Origin of the sequence: Vibrio sp. ArtGut-C1 (assembly GCF_002105475.1) — a bacterium.
Classification (GTDB): domain Bacteria; phylum Pseudomonadota; class Gammaproteobacteria; order Enterobacterales; family Vibrionaceae; genus Vibrio; species Vibrio diabolicus.
Genome location: NZ_NCTH01000002.1, coordinates 310,008 through 325,125, shown reverse-complemented (window position 1 = coordinate 325,125; position 15,118 = coordinate 310,008). Strand labels below are relative to the sequence as shown.

Annotated in this window: 17 protein-coding genes; 4 read left to right on the top strand and 13 right to left on the bottom strand. The window is 43.1% G+C overall.

The features are described from left to right. Positions 1 to 77 precede the first annotated feature (77 nt). The 13 genes from B7360_RS03185 to bolA form a co-directional block, all read right to left on the bottom strand. Positions 78 to 1,163, bottom strand: a complete 1,086-nt coding sequence (locus tag B7360_RS03185; protein WP_216819528.1) for a hypothetical protein — start codon at positions 1,161 to 1,163, stop codon at positions 78 to 80. Next, complete coding sequence (locus tag B7360_RS03180; RefSeq protein ID WP_254048114.1) at positions 1,156 to 2,001, bottom strand: hypothetical protein; 846 nt, start codon at positions 1,999 to 2,001, stop codon at positions 1,156 to 1,158. The genes B7360_RS03185 and B7360_RS03180 overlap by 8 nt, the downstream gene beginning before the upstream one ends. Positions 2,002 to 2,056: 55 nt before the next feature. Continuing rightward, positions 2,057 to 2,380, bottom strand: a complete 324-nt coding sequence (locus B7360_RS25210; protein WP_254048113.1) for a hypothetical protein — start codon at positions 2,378 to 2,380, stop codon at positions 2,057 to 2,059. A gap of 217 nt (positions 2,381 to 2,597) precedes the next feature. Continuing rightward, complete coding sequence (locus B7360_RS03175; RefSeq protein WP_012841486.1) at positions 2,598 to 2,831, bottom strand: DUF2789 domain-containing protein; 234 nt, start codon at positions 2,829 to 2,831, stop codon at positions 2,598 to 2,600. Positions 2,832 to 3,062: 231 nt separating this feature from the next. Continuing rightward, a complete protein-coding gene (gene nqrM, locus B7360_RS03170; RefSeq protein WP_005436655.1) occupies positions 3,063 to 3,296 on the bottom strand; it encodes a (Na+)-NQR maturation NqrM in 234 nt (77 codons plus the stop codon). Positions 3,297 to 3,318: 22 nt separating this feature from the next. Continuing rightward, positions 3,319 to 4,323 (bottom strand): FAD:protein FMN transferase, encoded by a 1,005-nt coding sequence (locus B7360_RS03165; RefSeq protein WP_047008896.1) that lies wholly within the window; start codon positions 4,321 to 4,323, stop codon positions 3,319 to 3,321. A 155-nt stretch (positions 4,324 to 4,478) separates the two neighbouring features. Further along, complete coding sequence (gene nqrF / locus B7360_RS03160) at positions 4,479 to 5,702, bottom strand: NADH:ubiquinone reductase (Na(+)-transporting) subunit F (protein WP_005380271.1); 1,224 nt, start codon at positions 5,700 to 5,702, stop codon at positions 4,479 to 4,481. Positions 5,703 to 5,735: 33 nt separating this feature from the next. Beyond that, complete coding sequence (gene nqrE / locus B7360_RS03155) at positions 5,736 to 6,332, bottom strand: NADH:ubiquinone reductase (Na(+)-transporting) subunit E (RefSeq protein WP_005380270.1); 597 nt, start codon at positions 6,330 to 6,332, stop codon at positions 5,736 to 5,738. Positions 6,333 to 6,339: 7 nt separating this feature from the next. Next, entirely contained in the window at positions 6,340 to 6,972 is a 633-nt protein-coding gene (locus B7360_RS03150) for an NADH:ubiquinone reductase (Na(+)-transporting) subunit D (protein ID WP_005380269.1), read from the bottom strand. Further along, positions 6,972 to 7,742: a Na(+)-translocating NADH-quinone reductase subunit C gene (locus B7360_RS03145; protein WP_085342715.1), complete on the bottom strand. Its 771-nt coding sequence runs from the start codon at positions 7,740 to 7,742 to the stop codon at positions 6,972 to 6,974. Before B7360_RS03145 ends, B7360_RS03150 begins: the two co-directional genes overlap by 1 nt. After that, a complete protein-coding gene (locus tag B7360_RS03140) occupies positions 7,732 to 8,976 on the bottom strand; it encodes an NADH:ubiquinone reductase (Na(+)-transporting) subunit B (RefSeq protein ID WP_006742551.1) in 1,245 nt (414 codons plus the stop codon). Before B7360_RS03140 ends, B7360_RS03145 begins: the two co-directional genes overlap by 11 nt. Before the next feature lie 5 nt (positions 8,977 to 8,981). Continuing rightward, positions 8,982 to 10,322: a Na(+)-translocating NADH-quinone reductase subunit A gene (locus B7360_RS03135; protein WP_041853022.1), complete on the bottom strand. Its 1,341-nt coding sequence runs from the start codon at positions 10,320 to 10,322 to the stop codon at positions 8,982 to 8,984. Between the two features lie 473 nt (positions 10,323 to 10,795). Next, on the bottom strand, positions 10,796 to 11,104 hold the full coding sequence (bolA, locus tag B7360_RS03125) for a transcriptional regulator BolA (RefSeq protein WP_005380262.1): 309 nt from the start codon (positions 11,102 to 11,104) through the stop codon (positions 10,796 to 10,798). Positions 11,105 to 11,347: 243 nt separating this feature from the next. On the opposite strand from bolA, the gene B7360_RS03120 reads away from it, so the two are divergent. The 4 genes from B7360_RS03120 (at position 11,348) to B7360_RS03105 (ending at position 15,073) form a co-directional block, all read left to right on the top strand. Beyond that, positions 11,348 to 12,502, top strand: coding sequence for a methyltransferase (locus B7360_RS03120; RefSeq protein WP_085342714.1), 1,155 nt, complete (start codon positions 11,348 to 11,350; stop codon positions 12,500 to 12,502). A 32-nt stretch (positions 12,503 to 12,534) separates the two neighbouring features. Continuing rightward, positions 12,535 to 13,104: a YajG family lipoprotein gene (locus B7360_RS03115; protein ID WP_012841484.1), complete on the top strand. Its 570-nt coding sequence runs from the start codon at positions 12,535 to 12,537 to the stop codon at positions 13,102 to 13,104. Continuing rightward, a complete protein-coding gene (locus B7360_RS03110; RefSeq protein WP_012841483.1) occupies positions 13,104 to 13,649 on the top strand; it encodes a peptidylprolyl isomerase in 546 nt (181 codons plus the stop codon). The genes B7360_RS03115 and B7360_RS03110 overlap by 1 nt, the downstream gene beginning before the upstream one ends. Before the next feature lie 71 nt (positions 13,650 to 13,720). Further along, positions 13,721 to 15,073, top strand: a complete 1,353-nt coding sequence (locus B7360_RS03105) for an MFS transporter (RefSeq protein WP_006742554.1) — start codon at positions 13,721 to 13,723, stop codon at positions 15,071 to 15,073. Positions 15,074 to 15,118: the final 45 nt, after the last annotated feature.

Here is a 15,118-nt window from a genome sequence, read left to right as displayed (position 1 = left end):
CCATCAATATAATGGTGGATTAACACCAAATGAATCAGAACGACAGTTCTGGTTTCCTCATAAAACCGTGGCCAATTTTACTTGACCACTACACTATTTAACACCCCCTTAATCCACTCGATAGAGAAAAGAGTGCCATCTAGTAATGCAGTAAAATGAAACTTTATGAGATCCGTATTAACTTTCTTTTTGTCACCTCTTTTATTCAAAAAAAGGCTATCACACTCATCCTGACTCTTTAACGCAGGAGTAATAGCATTGCAGGTAGCTAAGCTACTTGAATTAGAAAGAACCAAAGCCTCTAGTGCTGCTTTAAGGGTATTCGATGGATTATCTTGTTTATGGTAAGCAGACAACATCAAATAAATGATATTACCTACTGCTTTAACCCTCTCAAACCTACTGTCCTTTGACTCAATAACTAACCAAGGACTTAACTGCGGTTTAATACTCTTAATCAGCGTTTGTAGTTCATCTTTATAGGGTTTCAGTTCAAGAATGACAGTAGCTGCGGTTAAGCTTAATGAATTTATCGCTAGCTTTGGAGAAGCTAAAGCGGAATAAAGGTCACTTCCAATACCAATATCATCTCTTCTCAACCAGTCTAACGCACCGAAATAACTGGCTATCGATTTTTGAGATTTATTCAGGTTAGGAGTGTGTTTTGTTTTGCGAAGCTCAATAAGATATGCATACTCATCACCACTTAACTCTTTTCTTAATGATTCAGACTCAATGGCATAACCCAACACACTCTTTAATTTTATTAATGGGCTAAAACCACCATGATTCTCTAACTCATCCATACGGTCGGTTTCATAAAGCTTTAGTGTTTCGTAGCGATTTTCAATTTTGTGGGCATTAAGCCATTCAATGAATGGCTTGGCTGCTCTCGAAAATATTTCTTTTGCAGAGAGCGCAGCGCTTTTATCAAAAAAGGCGTTGTTATAAGCCGCAATCATTGCCTTGTAGATAATCGATTTATCGGAATCCTCGGTGTCGGTCATGAATAGAGTATAGGCAATATTATTTGTCATCTTAGGGATAGAAATAGACCGAACAGAGAAAGGCAACTCTAGTGATGCTATAGGTTGCTTTTTCTTAAATTTGCTGGATAGAGTTTTTTCTATCTCGGCGCTTGAAAGCTCCTCAAAATTAACCATGAACCACCTCCTTTAGTAACTGCTCTCTCTGGCCACAAGCATGAATGTACACTTTGGTGGTTTGGTTTGAATACTTGCTATCTACTTTGTGCCCTAAGCGTCTTGCGGTTTCAATATACACCGCAGATTCCGTGGTAATCGATTCGTATGATTTCTTTGCTTTTTGGCAACCTTCATAAAAAATATCAGTGCCAAATGAGTGTCTTAAGTGGTGGTAACTCAGCGCATTATCCAACTCTTGGTAGCCTGAGTAAGCTTCTGGATTCTCTTTCATTAATTTGCGAACTTTCTTTAATACATCGGCAAAAACATCACTTCCAAATCGCTCAGATACAACTTTACCTCGACTACTATTACTTGAATTTGATACCAATAACTGATTGCACTCAGTTTTGGGTCGCTCAAAATCATAATATCGCTTCATTAATGCAAGGTGATTGCGCTCAATATAAAGCTTTCTCTTTGAGCCATATTTTGCATGAAAAGAAGCTAGATGATACTTGAATTCCTCTTTATCAGGGTTATCCGCCATATCTTTAAAAAGGCTCAATAAGCCTTTTTGAGTAGAACCATCAGCCTTAAAGTCCTCCAAGTAAAATCCTTGGTTTTCACGAGTTCGACAGCCAAGTTCCCCACCATTTCGGAGTGTAGTTTCACTTAATAAGGTGCTGCAATTTCTATAAAGCAGTTCTCTTGTCGCTGGAAGGAGGTACTTTATAATGAGTTTCGACTTGTTATTTGAACGAACAATTTCTCTATTTTCTGAATAAATAAAGATTTTCTTATATGGTGCATCAAAAAAATAAGAGAGCCAGTTGTAATAACTACTTAGTGACATCACCGCTCGATTAACGACAACTTCACTAGCTTCCATCGTCAGAATTAGATGGTCATTAATGAATGTATTCAGCAGGAAGAGCAGTATGGTTATCGAGTTTAAGTAGAGGGTGATCTGATCCTTTGGCGTAATCTTCTAACCACTCAAGGAAAATGCCCAATTTCTCACCCCTGACATATTGAGCATCTTCACCAATTTCAACCTCCTTGAATTGGAAGTCATATTGTTCGGTCTCAGGGTTCTTTACTTTCTCATGGACAACAGAAAGCCCATTCAAGGTGGTGTAACGATTATAAAGGCAAGGTAACAGAAGTGGCACATCGTTATCATCAAGATAAATCCAGTGCTTGTTGTAAGTTTTATCATTTATCCTTTGCATACATTTTTCCATTGCATTGCTACCTTTAAGCAAAAGGTAGCAAACAATAAAAAATGCTTACAAGTATTTCCTTAAATCAATACCCTCAAGTTTAAAAACAATCCATATCGACGTGAATGATTTTTCTGATTCGGTCTGACATAGCCATTAAATACTGTTCAAAAACACAGTATAAATTAAATCTGCCTTGATAGAAATGAGAGTTTGTAAACGTGCTTTAATCTCGTAACATCACATCAAGCTGATCGACCAACTCTGCCCAGTCTGCGTCTTCTTCAATGGCTTGTTTGAGAAATGTGGCCTGCGAACTTGTCCAAAAGCTGGCTTCATGCAGAGGGGCTGAAGCTCTTTTGTGCCGATGTTCGTTAATAAAGTCCTTTATCTCTTGAGGAGAGCTGCCGAGGCCTAGTTGTTGAAACAATTCAGCCATACCGTGTTGATGCATTTCCATATTTCCTCCTAAGTTAACGCGCTTTAGTTTGAGTATATAACCAAATAACAGTTAAGTACGGTGATTAAAGGGAAATGACTTGGCTGTGAAGTCTGCACCGACTTAAGCTTCCGGTCATCCTAGATTAAACGTAGCAAGCAAAGTATAAACTCTCAGAGAAGTAGAGCGAGAGATATAAAAAAACCCAGCTTTAGCTGGGTTATTTTGTATTACTCTTTGGATGACCGATACTTAAGCAATTCGATCTTTTTCCCATGCAGCCAATTTCTCAGCTCGCGCCGCTTCACGTGCTTCACGTTTCTTACGCGCGTCACATGGTTCTGGACAGTTACATACTTTCTCAATACCTACTGCACCAAGACCGCCACAGCTACCCTTCACTACTTTCTTCTGGAAGATGTAGCCAACAGCCATCGCTGCGATTACCGCAACAAAAACTGCAAACGTAATTAGAAATGTACTCATAAGAACATGCTCACTTCTGTTGTTATTTCTTCATGAACGGCTTGTATGCTTCCGAAGCCAGCTCTTTAAAACCATTTTCCGTCTTCACAATCATGAAAACAGGAATATTATTTTCGTTCGCAATTGCCATGCCTTTGTCTTCACCTAGCACCATAAGACCAGTTGCAAGACCATCAGCAGTCATCGACGATTTATCTAATACCGTTACAGACACCACTTTATGATGAATAGGTTTGCCTGTTCTTGGATTAATAATATGAGAGTATCTCACACCATTACTCTCAAAGTAATTACGATAGTCACCACTTGTTGCAATTGCCATGTCCCCTGGCTCAATAATTTCTTGAATTGAGCGCTCATCAATAGTCGGCTTTTCAATCGCTATGCGCCACGGCACGCCTTCACGATTCACGCCTTTGAGGCGCATTTCGCCGCCCACTTCTACCATGAAGTTATGAACCCCTTCAGATTGAAGGTAGTCAGCAACCACGTCAACCCCCCAACCTTTAGCAATAGTTGATAAATCGACATACAAGTTAGGAATATCTTTGGACAATTTATTGCCATCAACAGATAGGTGGTGAATGCCAGTATTGGCTTTGCGTGCCGCTAGCTCTTCATCTGTAGGAACGACATCAGGGCGAGCTTCTGGGCCAAAGCCCCACAGGTTAACTAAAGGACCGACTGTCACATCCAATGCGCCTAAAGTAAGACCGTTGAGACGAATCGCTTCTTTGACTACGGTTGCTGTTTGTGTCGATACAGTAAATGGCTCACTCGTTTGATGCTGGTTAAAGCGACTTAATTCTGAATCATCACGGTAAGTCGACATTTGGTCATTAACCTCTTCCAGTAAGCGATCAATTTCCGTCTGCATCGCTTTTGGCGTAGGAATACCATCTTGCTCGATATATTTGATGTTATAAGAAGTCCCCATGGTAGGGCCACTTAGATGAATTTGATCTGCTGGCTGCTCACAGCCAGCCAAAATCAATAGAGAAGCGAATGCAACAAGCCACGTTTTCACTTGTTAACTCCCAATGTTGTTGAATTGATATGGGGAATGGGACCGATTACTTAAATCCAATTACCTATATCAACTGTTGAATATTATTTTTACTTCTACAAAAAATAATGGCTAGCTCTTAGAGAGCTAGCCATAGATTCAATCACTTGGAGGGATTAACCACCGAAGTCATCTAGTAGGATGTTTTCATCCTCTACACCTAGATCTTTTAGCATGCCGATAACAGCCGCATTCATCATAGGTGGACCACACATGTAGTACTCACAGTCTTCTGGCGCTTCGTGATCACGTAGATAGTTCTCGTAAAGAACGTTGTGAATAAAGCCAGTGTAACCATCCCAGTTATCTTCTGGAAGTGGATCAGACAGTGCACAGTGCCATACGAAGTTGTCATTCTCAGCTTGTAGCATATCGAAGTCTTCTACGTAGAACATTTCACGCTTAGAACGTGCGCCGTACCAGAAAGACATCTTACGCTTAGAGTGTAGACGCTTAAGTTGGTCGAAGATATGTGAGCGCATTGGAGCCATACCAGCACCACCACCAACGAATACCATTTCTGCATCTGTATCTTTCGCAAAGAACTCACCAAATGGACCAGAAATAGTACACTTGTCGCCTTCTTTTAGAGACCAGATGTACGAAGACATGATGCCTGGTGGTACGTCTGGGTTGTTCGGCGGCGGAGTTGCGATACGAACGTTAAGCATGATGATACCGTGCTCTTCTGGGTAGTTAGCCATTGAGTATGCACGGATTGTCTCTTCGTTAACTTTAGACTCGTAACGGAAAAGGTTGAACTTCTCCCAGTCTTCACGGTATTCCTCAGGAATATCGTAGTCTGCGTATTTCACGTGGTGAGCAGGTGCTTCAATCTGGATGTAACCACCAGCACGGAAAGGTACTGATTCGCCATCTGGAATTTGTAGCTTAAGCTCTTTGATGAATGTCGCTTTGTTATCGTTAGAGATAACGGTACATTCCCACTTCTTAACGCCGAAGATTTCTTCAGGAAGCTCGATGTCCATGTCAGTTTTCATAGCAACCTGACACGCTAGACGCTCACCTTCACGCGCTTCACCTTTAGTAATATGGTCAAGCTCGGTTGGTAGGATGTCGCCACCACCTGATTTAACTTTTACGCGACACTGACCACATGAGCCACCGCCACCACAAGCAGAAGATACGAATACGCCAGCACCGGCTAGAGCACTCAGTAGCTTACCACCTGGTTGTGTAACGATCGCCAGAGAAGGGTCATCGTTCACAGAAATTGTAATGTCACCTGTTGGTACAAGCTTAGACTTAGCGAAAAGAATCACTAGTACTAGTGCAAGTACGATCAGAGTAAACATCACTACACCAAGAATAATGTCCATTGACTATTCCTTAATTGTTGCGGTTTACCCGACTTACAGTTGAACACCAGAGAAAGACATAAAGCCTAACGCCATAAGACCTACAGTGATAAATGTGATACCAAGACCACGTAGACCTGGAGGTACGTCAGAGTACTTCATCTTCTCACGGATACCTGCAAGAGCAACGATTGCCAGCATCCAGCCCACACCAGAGCCGAAACCGTAAACGATAGATTCAGCAAAGTTGTAGTCACGTTGTACCATGAAAGATACACCACCGAAGATTGCACAGTTTACTGTGATCAGCGGTAGGAAGATGCCTAGCGCGTTGTACAAAGGTGGGAAGAAACGGTCTAGAACCATCTCTAGAATCTGTACAAGTGCTGCAATTACACCGATAAAGGTGATGAAGTTTAGGAAGCTAAGGTCCACGCCCTCAACTAACGCGTTCTCTCTCAGAACTAGGTTGTATACTAGGTTGTTCACAGGAACAGCGATAGTCAGTACTACCACAACTGCAACACCTAGGCCGAAAGAGGTCTTAACCTTCTTAGATACGGCAAGGAAAGTACACATACCTAGGAAGAAAGACAGAGCCATGTTTTCGATGAAAATCGATTTAACTAACAGACTAATGTAATGTTCCATGACGTCCTTACTCCTTCGCTTCTACTTGTTCTGGTTTCAGAATACGGATTACCCAGATAAGGAAGCCGATTAGGAAGAATGCTGATGGTGCTAGTAGCATTAGGCCGTTAGGCTGGTACCAACCACCGTTGCTCACTAGAGGTAGAACTTCTAGGCCAAATAGCTTGCCTGAGCCAAATAGCTCACGGAAGAAACCTACAGTGATAAGAACGAAACCGTAACCTAGACCGTTACCAATACCGTCAATAAGAGATGGTACTGGCGCAGACTTCATTGCGAATGCTTCAGCACGACCCATTACGATACAGTTAGTGATAATCAGACCAACGAATACAGATAGCTGTTTAGAGATATCGTATAGGTAAGCTTTTAGCACCTGGTCTACCACGATTACTAGCGATGCGATAATTGCCATCTGAACGATGATACGCACACTGTTAGGAATGTGGTTACGGATCAATGAAACAGAGAAGTTAGACAGCGCAGTTACAAATGTTACCGCTAGCGTCATTACAAAAGCTGTTTCTAGTTTAGTTGTTACTGCAAGAGCAGAACATACACCAAGAACTTGTAGCGCGATTGGGTTGTTATCCAATACTGGCGCTAGAATGCTCTTTTTAACGTTTTGTGCACTAGACATTAGTTAAGTTCTCCGTCACGAACTTTTGCTAGGAAAGGACCAAAGCCCTTGTCACCTAACCAGAAGTCAAATGTGTGTTGAACACCATTACTAGTGAGCGTTGCTCCTGATAGACCATCAACACCGTGCTCAGAACCTTGCGGTGCGCCGCCTTTCACGACCTTAATCGCTGGCTGATGATCTTCATTGTACAATTTCTTGCCAATGAATTGATCGCGCCATGAAGGGTTCTCTACTTCACCACCAAGTCCAGGAGTTTCACCTTGCTCGTAGTAAGTAATAGCAGACACAGTGTTACCATCAGTTTCAACGGCTACAAAGGCATACATCATCGACCAAAGTCCTTTACCGTGCATAGGCAAGATAACTTTTTGGACTTCATCTTGGTCTTTTACTAAGTACACCACTGCTGTATTCGCACGACGACGGATATCAGCGACGTCTTCTTCTGGTGTCAATGCGACTGAACGTTCTGCATCTTTTGATGCTTCACGCTGATCGTACGTAGATGCATTACCCTCAGTAAAGTTACCTGTTTCAAGGTCTACCAGACGAGGTTCGATGTACTCAGCAAATAGCTCTGGTACTTTCTTACCGTTCGCGTCAATGCCTGCAACTTCAACGATCTTTGATTGCTTATCTAGGACAGCGTTAGCTTTTTGCTTATCACGCAGACCTACTGCTGCTGTTGATACGATGATTGAACAAACAAGGCTCAACCCGATAACAACACCCAGCGTCTTTTTAATGCTGTCGTTATTACTTGCCATAGCGTGCTAGTCTCCGCTTGATGTTCTTCTCAATCACTACATGGTCGAACAGAGGTGCGAATAGGTTCGCGAATAGAATCGCCAGCATCATACCTTCTGGGTACGCCGGGTTAACTACACGGATCATCACACACATTGCACCAATCAGGATGCCGTACCACCATTTACCTTTGTTAGTAAATGACGCTGATACTGGGTCCGTTGCCATGAAGAACATACCGAATGCAAAACCACCTAGAACTAGGTGCCAGTGCCATGGCATGTTGAACATTGGGTTAGTGTCAGAACCGATCACGTTAAACAGAGTCGATACTGCAATCATACCGATCATTACGCCCGCAATGATGCGCCATGAAGCGATTCGCATGTAAACGATCATCGCTGCACCGATCATTAGAGCTAGAGTCGATACTTCACCAATAGAGCCAGGGATGTTACCGATGAAAGCGTCCATCCAAGTGATAGGAGAACCAGTTACTGTGTTAACTAGAGCACCGTTACCACCTTGAGCCCATTGGCTAAGAGCAGTTGCACCAGAGAAGCCGTCAGCTGCAGTCCATACTACGTCACCCGAGATTTGCGCTGGGTAAGCGAAGAATAGGAATGCACGACCTGCAAGTGCAGGGTTAAGGAAGTTACGACCTGTACCACCGAAGATCTCTTTCGCAACAACAACACCAAATGTGATACCTAATGCCGCTTGCCATAGAGGTAGCGTTGGTGGAACGATAAGTGCGAACAAGATAGAAGTAACAAAGAAGCCTTCGTTTACTTCGTGCTTACGCACCATACAGAAAAGCACTTCCCAGAAACCACCAACAAGGAATACTGTTGCGTAGATAGGTAGGAAGTAGGTCGCACCTAGTAGCATCTTACTGCCAACCCCTGCATCAGCGGCAATCGTTCCGCCCAGCATTTCAGTTAGCCAGTAGTGCCAGTTACCAGAGATAACTGTCGCTAGTTGATCACCAGCATACATGTGGTTAAGCGCTGCAATAGCTTGGCCACCTGCGTTGTACATACCCCAGAACATTGCTGGGAATACCGCAAACCAAACCATGATCATGATACGTTTTAGGTCAACGCTATCACGAACGTGCGAGCTTTTATTTGTTACGATACCTGGAGTGTAAAAAACTGTTGCTACAGCTTCGTACAGGGCAAACCATTTTTCGTGTTTACCACCAGGCTCAAAATGATGCTCGATGTCTTCAAGAAACTTTTTAAGAGCCATGAAAATTACCCTTCCTTCTCGATAGTATCTAGGCATTCACGAAGTAACGTACCGTACTCGTACTTACCTGGACATACAAAGGTACACAATGCTAGATCTTCTTCATCCAGTTCAAGCGCACCCAGTGCTTGAGCACTGTCTGTATCACCTGCACATAGATCACGAAGCAGCAGAGTAGGCTCCATATCTAGAGGCATTACGCGTTCGTAGTTGCCAATTGGAACCATTGAACGATCACTACCATTGGTCGTCGTTGTCATATTGAACAACTGACCTTTGAATACGTGACCAAGGAAAGAGCGAGTTACCGAGAACTTATTCTTACCAGGCATTGCCCAGCCAAATAGTTCTTTCTCACGGCCTTCACGTAATACAGAAACCTGTTGATGGTAACGGCCAAGATATGCGTGTGGACCAGTTGCATGTGTACCTGTCAGTACAGAACCAGAAATCACACGAACTTCACCAGGCATCAGCTCATTATCTGTTAGGTCATCCAAGCTTGCACCGATTACGGTACGAACTAGACGAGGGTTATTCACAACTGGACCAGCTAGAGACACAACACGATCTGTGTATAGCTCACCAGTTAGGAACAGCTTACCGAACGCGATAACGTCTTGGTAGTTGATGCTCCATGCCACATTTTCTGCATTCACTGGGTATAGGAAATGCATGTGGGTGCCAGCAAGACCTGCTGGGTGAGGGCCATCGAAGACGTGTTCTTCTACGTTAGACTGTGAAGAGCGTGGCAAACTAGTGCCAGATTTACATACGTAAACCTTGCCTTCTGTCAGGGCTGAAAGAATGTCTAGACCAGCAATGAATGCTTCTTGTTGCTCATTAATGATCAACTCAGGCTTAGCTGCTAGTGGATTAGTATCCATTGCAGTTACGAAAATAGCCTTAGTAGAAGACTCGATTGCAGGAACCTTGCTAAACGGACGAGTACGTAAAGCGGTCCATAGGCCAGAGTCAACCAACTGAGTCTTGATCACTTCACGATCTAGACCTGAAAGTTGAGCGGCTTCGAACTTATCAAATGTCACCTGCTCTTCACCTGCCACTTCAATCACTACAGATTGAAGGACACGTTTAGCGCCACGGTTAACTTCGATCACTTTACCGGCTGCTGGTGCAGTAAATTTCACGCCAGGGTTCTTTTTATCTTCAAAAAGAACTTGCGCTTTTTTCACTTCATCACCAACGCGGACATGCATGGTAGGACGCATGCCAACGTACTCTTCGCCAAGCAAGGCGACTTTTTTGATGGTCTTACCATCATTAATCACCTGGGATGGAGTTCCTGCGATAGGAAGATCCAAGCCCTTCTTTATTGTAATCATACGCACTTGCACTACTTTTATCGGGAAAAAGATTCTTTTGATTGCGTAACTTTTAGACACGACATCAGTGTCCGGTTTTGATGTTGTTTTAAACATCAAAATCGCAACATCCTATTAAAAATCTCGTCACAAGGAATACGCGAGATTTATCAGGTGCCGTAGTCTAGCATTTTTTAGGAACTTGATGCCATGACCAATCATTAGAATAGAGGGGTTATTTCGGTAGAATCAGGTCTAAAAGGTCAAAGAATAGTCATAACTTTGACCGATCGCACAAATGCCATATTCCATACATATCTTATGGAAAAGTCATATTCATCGCCTGAAATATCCTGCAATTTCCATTCATTTGTTGAAACACTGTTAACACATTTTTTAACCAGAATTTGTGCCACATCAATGCCCCTAAAGAATGTAAAACGAAAAAAGATGGCCTTAGCCACCTTTTCTCTGCACCTTTATATTTTGCGTCTTTAGTGACCGCCACCCATACACATAGGGCTATCAGGAGCGCCATCTTGTTCACGCTTCCACTCTTCATCAGTGTATGTATGGATAGCTAGTGCATGAATGTGGTTATCCAGCTCATCTGCCAAAATTTGATGAACTTGGCGATGGCGTCCAATCAAACGCTGTCCCGCGAACGAATCACTCACAACAATCACTTTGAAGTGACTCTCCGAGCCTGGTGGCACATTATGCATGTAGCTCTCATTAATCACTTTGAGATAGCTTGGTTGCAGCTCACTGTGTAGTTTCTTCTCTATGATTTCTTGGATCATATTCGTTCCTCATTGATGCGAATTCCATAAGTATATACCTAAGTAAAGCAGACGTGTATCACTCAAACATCACTCTCATTATTGATGCATTTTACGTTCAACTGATTTCAAAGCGCTTGACGCTATGAACATGCCTAGAGAGCGACCACCACTGAACACGTAAAATTTGACAGCTTTTTGTATCTCGACACGTCATCATTTGCGACAATAACACTTAATTTCTAAATCAACTTACATTTAGCTATGAAAACCGAACTGAATCTTCACGAGCGAAGCTTAACACTTCATCGTTTCCCAAAACGCAGCAATGAAACTCTACAAGCGTGGGATGCCGGTGATGAGTATCTTATTAACCATGTTGAAGAACTTGCTTTGCCAGACAATCAAAACATCCTCGTGATTAATGACAGCTTTGGTGCCCTCTCCTGCTGGTTTTCAGAAAAGCACCATGTAACGCTAATGAGTGATTCATTCATTTCTCATAAAGGTGTGCAGCAGAACCTTGAGCAAAACCAGTGCAATAAGGTAGCGTTTGCAACCACGATGGACCCCGTACCTTCCAATACTGATCTCGTATTGCTGCAACTGCCAAAAAGTAACCGTCACCTCGTTTGGATACTCAGTCAGTTAAGAAAAGCACTGCCTGCATCCTGCCCCATCATTGCAGTTAATAAAGCGAAAGACATTCATACTTCAACGCTAAAACTGTTTGAAAAATACTTGGGTGAGACAAAAACATCTCTGGCATGGAAAAAGCACCGATTGGTATTTGCTCAAGCAACGGTTGAACCAACAATTGAAGTGAGCCCTTTCACGACTTGGCGCGTTGATGGCGAAGATATCGAACTCAAGAACATGCCAAATGTCTATTCAGGAGAAAGCTTAGATTTAGGTGCGCGTTTTATGCTGCAGCACCTACCTCAAGACCCATTGATAGATAATGTTATCGATCTCGGTTGCGGTAATGGTGTTCTGTCTGTGAAGTTTGGTCAGCTGAATCCGAATGCTCGATTAACATGTGTTGATGAAAGCTTTATGGCGCTTGAGTCCGCGAAGCAGAACCTGCTAGATAACCTTGGTGAAGATAGAGACATACAGTGTGTTGCAAACAATTGTTTGGACGGTTTTAAACACAACAGCTGCTCTATGATTATGTGTAACCCACCCTTTCACCAACAGCAGGCAATCACCGATCATATTGCTTGGCAAATGTTCTGTGATGCAAAGCAAGTATTGAGTGAAGGTGGTAAGTTACTGGTGATTGGAAATCGTCATCTTGGTTACGACGCAAAACTAAAACGGCTGTTTGGCGATAAGAATGTGAAACTTATCGCTTCCAACAATAAGTTTGTGATTTTACAGGCCACAAAAAATCCTGCTAAATTAAGCGCAAAATAAGCTTTAGCAAAATAGTTAAAAGGAATAATAAAATGAGAAAATTGGTACTTGCGGCTTCGGTTGCGTTGCTTGCTGCGTGTTCAGCTCCTCAACAGCCTCAGCTGAATTTGATGCCAGAAAGCACACTGAGCACCAATCCAATTGTTCAAGGCAAGACTTACAGCTTGACCAGCAAAGATGTACGTGCAGCGCAGTACGTGGCGTTGGTGGATAACGGCCGTTCGAACATTCTTCCTCTTCATGCTAAACAGAATTTACGTATTGCGTTAGAAGAAGCATTAGAGAAGCAGTTTTCATCTCAGGGCTTCCATGCCGATCTAAACAGCAACAATGCAATTGAATTAAACGTTCAAGAAGCATTAGTTAACGTAAAACATTCGGTGATGGAAAATGAGATGGATGCGAAAGTCGTGCTTGAAATCACCGCAGAAACACCAGAAGGCAAGCTGGTCAAAACTTACACAGGCACTGCGAAGCGTTCTGGCACATTGAGTGCGTCTGATGCCGACATTGAGCAAACACTGAATGATGTAGTGACATTAACACTTAAAGAAATTGCCAATGATCCTGAGCTTCGTCAGTACATGCAGGAGCGTTTCTAATGTTACGCAAGGCAATTCTTTCTCTCGCGCTACTCAGCTGCAGCGTTTGGGCTGGACCAAAAGTGGCGTTTGAAACAACGTTAGGTTCATTTACTGTCGAACTGAATGAAGAGAAAGCGCCGATTACGGTAGCGAACTTCCTGAAATATGTAGAAGACGGTAGCTATGAAGGCACTATTTTTCACCGCGTTATTCCAGGCTTTATGGCGCAAGGTGGTGGCTTTAACCAAGATATGCAAATGGTGAAGACTTACGCTCCAATCAAAAACGAGGGTAATAACGGTTTAAATAACGACCGTGCGACGATTGCAATGGCGCGCACCAACGCGCCTGACTCTGCTACTCGTCAGTTTTTTATCAATTTAGTCGACAATGATTTTCTAAACTACGGCGCTCGTCCACCGGGTTATGCTGTATTTGGCGAGGTCACGGAAGGATTCGACATTATCCAAAAAATGGCAAAACAGCCAACTACGACGACTCGTGGTATGCGTGATGTTCCCGAGACTCAAATCGTCATCACTAAAGCAACACTACTTAAATAGCCAAAACGATAAGCCCTTTGAATAATCGAAGGGCTTTCTCTTTCAACGGCTTCATTTTATTGGATTGATTTATGTCTTCATTACCTTCCATCACTTGGTTGGAAACGGTAAAAAGTTACCTCGATAAACGACTCATGTGGGTTTTCATGTTGGGCTGCTCTAGCGGCTTTCCGTGGGTACTTATCGGTTCAAATATGTCTGGCTGGCTAAAAGACGCTGGTTTGACCCTATCCGCAATAGGCTACTTTGGTAGTGTCTTTGCGGTTTATGCAATTAACTTTCTCTGGGCGCCACTCGTAGACCGGGTGAAGCTACCAGTGCTCTATCGACTACTTGGACAAAGGCGTAGCTGGATTTTCTTCTGTCAAAGTATTGTACTCGTCGCGACGGTATTTATTGCGGGCGTGAATCCAGCAGAGAACTTGGTGTTTGCGTCTCTACTCGCCTTGTGTATTGCAACCGCATCAGCCACACAAGACATTGCGATTGATGCTTTTCGTATTGATACTTTCCCAAAATCAGAAGAATCTAAGCTGCCACAAGCTTCTGCAATGGCGGTCATTGGCTGGTGGACAGGTTATTCACTACCGGGTTATTTAGCGTTTGTTAATGCTGATAGCGTCGGTTGGAATGGCGTGTATTACGGGATGGCGGTGATAGTCGGCATTCTAATGGTCTTTACGATTTTAGTCGGTGAACCGAAGACTCAACGCGAACAACTTCAGTCTGCCGCTGAACAACGCCACAAAGAAGTGGTTGGTTCAAAAGTCGTGGCTTGGTTTACTGTGACTGTTGTAGAACCTTTCCTTGACTTCTTTAATCGCAATGGCGTCCGTGTCGCGATTACTCTTTTGCTGTTCGTTTTCCTATTCAAAATTGGCGAAGCGTTTTTAGGCAGGATGTCGATCGCGTTCTATAAAGATATTGGTTTTAGTAACGAACAAATTGGTTATTACTCCAAACTGATCGGATGGGGAGCCACTATCTTCTTTACCTTTGTCGGAAGCATGTTCAACGTCAGGTTTGGTATTGTACGTGGATTAATGATCGGTGGTATTGCTATGTCTGCCAGCAACTTGATGTTTGCTTGGATTGCATCGGTAGGCCCAAATGAGCACCTATACTTAGCAACCATAATTGTCGATAACTTTACGACTGCTTTCTCAACCGTCGCTTTTGTTTCATTTTTAACGATTCTAACCGGACAAGCATTCTCAGCAACGCAGTATGCTTTGCTCGCCTCTTTGGGGAACTTCGGACGAACGACTCTTGCTTCTTTCAGTGGAGAACTGGTGGACTACCTCAATGACTGGAGCACGTTCTTTGTGCTTACCGCTGTTATGGTCGTGCCAAGCTTGATTATGTTGTACTCGCTACGACATTACTTTGATGCTTTATTGGAAAAAGCACGTCACAAGCACTAAGAAGCGCATCAAAAAACCACCGAATTCGGTGGTTTTTGTTTTGCC

Coding starts and splice junctions, on each gene's coding strand:
- B7360_RS03185 (WP_216819528.1), bottom strand. CDS start 1,163: ATGGTTAATTTTGAGGAGCTTTCAAGCGCCGAGATAGAAAAAACTCTA.
- B7360_RS03180 (WP_254048114.1), bottom strand. CDS start 2,001: ATGTCACTAAGTAGTTATTACAACTGGCTCTCTTATTTTTTTGATGCA.
- B7360_RS25210 (WP_254048113.1), bottom strand. CDS start 2,380: ATGCAAAGGATAAATGATAAAACTTACAACAAGCACTGGATTTATCTT.
- B7360_RS03175 (WP_012841486.1), bottom strand. CDS start 2,831: ATGGAAATGCATCAACACGGTATGGCTGAATTGTTTCAACAACTAGGC.
- nqrM (WP_005436655.1), bottom strand. CDS start 3,296: ATGAGTACATTTCTAATTACGTTTGCAGTTTTTGTTGCGGTAATCGCA.
- nqrF (WP_005380271.1), bottom strand. CDS start 5,702: ATGGACATTATTCTTGGTGTAGTGATGTTTACTCTGATCGTACTTGCA.
- nqrE (WP_005380270.1), bottom strand. CDS start 6,332: ATGGAACATTACATTAGTCTGTTAGTTAAATCGATTTTCATCGAAAAC.
- B7360_RS03150 (WP_005380269.1), bottom strand. CDS start 6,972: ATGTCTAGTGCACAAAACGTTAAAAAGAGCATTCTAGCGCCAGTATTG.
- B7360_RS03145 (WP_085342715.1), bottom strand. CDS start 7,742: ATGGCAAGTAATAACGACAGCATTAAAAAGACGCTGGGTGTTGTTATC.
- B7360_RS03140 (WP_006742551.1), bottom strand. CDS start 8,976: ATGGCTCTTAAAAAGTTTCTTGAAGACATCGAGCATCATTTTGAGCCT.
- B7360_RS03135 (WP_041853022.1), bottom strand. CDS start 10,322: ATGATTACAATAAAGAAGGGCTTGGATCTTCCTATCGCAGGAACTCCA.
- bolA (WP_005380262.1), bottom strand. CDS start 11,104: ATGATCCAAGAAATCATAGAGAAGAAACTACACAGTGAGCTGCAACCA.
- B7360_RS03120 (WP_085342714.1), top strand. CDS start 11,348: ATGAAAACCGAACTGAATCTTCACGAGCGAAGCTTAACACTTCATCGT.
- B7360_RS03115 (WP_012841484.1), top strand. CDS start 12,535: ATGAGAAAATTGGTACTTGCGGCTTCGGTTGCGTTGCTTGCTGCGTGT.
- B7360_RS03110 (WP_012841483.1), top strand. CDS start 13,104: ATGTTACGCAAGGCAATTCTTTCTCTCGCGCTACTCAGCTGCAGCGTT.
- B7360_RS03105 (WP_006742554.1), top strand. CDS start 13,721: ATGTCTTCATTACCTTCCATCACTTGGTTGGAAACGGTAAAAAGTTAC.